We start from the raw sequence: 3603 nt of genomic DNA on the forward strand, positions 1-3603 counted from the left end.
CTGCGCGACCTTGATCTGCATGACGTCCGAGTTGACGAGATATTCCGCCGTCACGCCGAATCGTCCTGATGCAACCTGCTTGATCGCCGAACGCTCCGGGTTCCTGCCGCCGCCGGGCAGCGGCAGGTAGCGGTCGGCCTCTTCGCCGCCCTCGCCGGTGTTCGACTTGCCGCCGATGGCGTTCATGGCGCGCGCCAGCGTCGTGTGCGCTTCCCTGGAGATCGAGCCGAACGACATCGCACCGGTCGAGAAGCGTTTGACGATCTCCGCCGCCGGCATGACCTCGTCGATCGCGACCTTCTTGCGTCCGGTCTCCTCGGCGAGCCTGATCTTGAACAGGCCTCGGATGGTCTGGGCGCGGGCCGTCTCGCTGTCGATCTGCGCGGAATAATCCTTGAACGTATCCCATGACCCCTGGCGCACCGCATGCTGTAGGGTGGCGACCGCGTCCGGCGACCACATATGCGCCTCGCCGCGCATGCGGAACATGTACTCGCCGCCGACCTCCAGGCTGCTGCGCAGCACCGGATCGTTGCCGAAGCCGTCGGTGTGGCGGCTGATCGTCTCGGCCGCGATCTCGTCCAGCCCGACGCCCTCGATCAGCGTCGCGGTGCCGGTGAAGTACTTCTCGACGAAATCCGACTTCAGCCCGATGGCGTCGAAGATCTGCGCGCCGCAATAGGACTGGTAGGTGGAGATGCCCATCTTGGACATCACCTTGAGGATGCCCTTGCCGATCGACTTGATGTAGCGCGAAACCACTTCGTAAGCGTCGACCTCCTCCGGCAGTTCGCCGCGCTTGTGCATGTCGAGCAGCGTGTCGAAGGCGAGGTACGGATTGATCGCTTCGGCGCCGTAGCCGGCGAGGCAGCAGAAATGATGCACCTCGCGCGGTTCGCCGGATTCGACGACCAGGCCGACCGAGGTGCGCAATCCCTTGCGGATCAGGTGGTGATGCACCGCTGCCGTTGCGAGCAGCGCCGGAATGGCGATGCGGTCCGGCCCGAGCTGGCGATCGGACAGGATGATGATGTTGTAGCCGCCGGCGACCGCCGCTTCGGCGCGCTCGCAGAGCCGGTCGATGGCGCCCTGCATGCCAGCGGCATTCTCGTTCGCACCGTAGGTGATGTCGATCGTCTTGGTGTCGAAACGGTCCTCGGTGTGGCCGATCGAGCGGATCTTCTCGAGATCGCCATTGGTCAGGATCGGCTGGCGCACCTCGAGCCTCTTGCGGCGCGAATTGCCGACAAGGTCGAAGATGTTCGGCCGCGGTCCGATGAACGACACCAGGCTCATCACCAGTTCCTCGCGGATCGGGTCGATCGGCGGGTTGGTGACCTGGGCGAAGTTCTGCTTGAAATAGGTGTAGAGAAGCTTCGACTTGTCCGACATCGCCGAGATCGGCGTGTCGGTGCCCATCGAGCCGACCGCTTCCTGGCCGGTTGTGGCCATCGGCGCCATCAAAAGCTTGGTGTCTTCCTGGCTGTAACCGAATGCCTGCTGGCGATCGAGCAGGCTGACATCCTTGCGCAGCGCGCGCGGCTCGACCGGCTTCAGGTCTTCCAGGATGAGCTGCGTGTTGGCGAGCCAGTTCTTGTAGGGATGCCTGGTCGCGATCTCCGATTTGATCTCCTCGTCGGAAACGATGCGGCCCTTGGCGAGGTCGATCAGCAGCATGCGGCCGGGCTGCAGCCGCCACTTCTGGACGATCCTTTCCTCAGGCACCGGCAGCACGCCGGCCTCGGACGCCATGATGACGCGGTCGTCGTCGGTGACGATGTAGCGCGCCGGGCGCAGGCCGTTGCGGTCGAGCGTGGCGCCAATCTGGCGGCCATCGGTGAACACGACCGCCGCCGGCCCGTCCCACGGCTCCATAAGTGCCGCGTGGTACTCGTAGAAGGCCTTGCGGTCGGCGTCCATGAGCTTGTTGCCGGCCCAGGCTTCCGGGATCAGCATCATCATGGCGTGGCTGAGGCTGTACCCGCCCTGGAACAGGAATTCGAGCGCATTGTCGAAGCACGCCGTGTCCGACTGGCCTTCATAGGAGATCGGCCAGAGCTTCGAAATGTTGTTGCCGAACAGTTCGGAATCGACCGAGGCCTGGCGGGCCGCCATCCAGTTGTTGTTGCCGCGCACCGTGTTGATCTCGCCATTGTGCGCGACCATGCGGTAGGGATGCGCCAGCTTCCACGACGGGAAGGTGTTGGTCGAGAAACGCTGGTGGACGAGGATCAGCGCGGTCTCGAAGCGCGGATCGCTGAGGTCCCTGTAGTAGGCCCCGACCTGATAGGCCAGGAACATGCCCTTGTAGACGAGGGTGCGCGCCGACAGCGACACGCAATAGGCGCCGATGTCCTTGTTGTCGTTTTCGGCGTAGATGCGGCCCGATATCACCTTGCGCAGCAGATAGAGTCTGGCCTCGTACTCCTCGTCATCGGTGATGTCGGGCGTGCGGCCGATGAAGACCTGCCGATGAAACGGCTCGGACGCCACGATATCCGGCGCCTTCGACAGCGACGAATTGTCAACGGGCACGTCACGGAAGCCTAGCAGCGGCAGCCCCTCGGACTGCGCCGATTCGATGATGATATCCTCGATATGGGCGCGCAGCGCCGCGTCTTGCGGCATGAACCAGTGTCCGACACCGTACTGGCCCGCCGGCGGCAGTTCGATGCCCTGGGCCGCCATCTCCTCGCGGAAGAAGCGGTCGGGAAGCTGCACCAGCACGCCGGCGCCATCGCCCACGAGCGGGTCGGCGCCGACGGCGCCGCGATGCGTCAGGTTCTCCAGCACGGCAAGGCCGTCCTTGACGATCTGGTGCGATTTCACGCCCTTCATGTTGACGATGAACCCGACGCCGCAAGCGTCGTGCTCGTTGCGCGGATCGTAAAGGCCCTGAGCGGCCATGCCGGTGGCGGTGCGGGTCGCGGTTTTGACGGCTGCCGCTTTCGTCTGCGCGGCCTGGCCGTTAATCGCAGATGGCGTCAATTCCGTCATCGTCCCGTCCTCCGTTCCGCGCCCCTTTGAGGCGCTGGTTTGCCTTGGGAAGCGCGATGCTTCCCCCTCATCCTTGCTGCACGTCTTGCGAAATCGTTGCCGAACCATGCGGTGCGCCGCCCGGTTCGTATCCGGTATCGTACAGGCCAGAGCCGAGCCGTCTACCCGTCGCTCGCGGCAACGGCCGGAATGGCCCACATGATACGCCAGTCCAGCCTGTTTTGTGCGACAAAATAAGACAGCACTACTGTCCTAAATTTTTTATGGCAGAAATCAGGCGCGCGCACAAGACCGATTCACAAAAATCTTGGCCGCGCCGCGACACAAAATTTCGCCAGAGGGCGACAAAGCGTAAGCTTCGGTCGCTGCCGATTTCGGCGTCGGCTGGCATCACCGCTTTCCCGGCAATTGGCCCCTTGCACTTGCAAGACCAAAACGGTCAAGTCGCGCCGGCTTCTGCAAATCAGCTACGGACCTCTCGATGTTCTTTGCATCCGACAACTGGGCGGGCGTCCATCCCGACATCTCGGCCAACCTATCCCGGCACGCGGCGGGCATCGCCACCGCCTATGGCGACGGCGACCTCGACCGCGCCGTCTATCGCCG

At 63.8% G+C, this 3603-nt stretch carries 1 protein-coding gene and 1 pseudogene; one reads left to right on the forward strand and one right to left on the reverse strand.

Features of this window, described 5'->3' with window-relative positions; translation table 11 throughout:
• Window positions 1–2997 (reverse strand): glutamate synthase central domain-containing protein (locus EN781_RS28580; RefSeq protein WP_245492676.1); only part of this gene is annotated, 2997 nt, incomplete at its 3' end.
• 481 nt (window positions 2998–3478) lie between these two features.
• On the opposite strand from EN781_RS28580, the pseudogene EN781_RS35575 reads away from it, so the two are divergent.
• Window positions 3479–3603 (forward strand): annotated as a pseudogene (locus EN781_RS35575) (low specificity L-threonine aldolase); the annotation flags it as partial.

The sequence above is a fragment of the Mesorhizobium sp. M4A.F.Ca.ET.090.04.2.1 genome, from assembly GCF_003999085.1.
Lineage (GTDB): Bacteria > Pseudomonadota > Alphaproteobacteria > Rhizobiales > Rhizobiaceae > Mesorhizobium.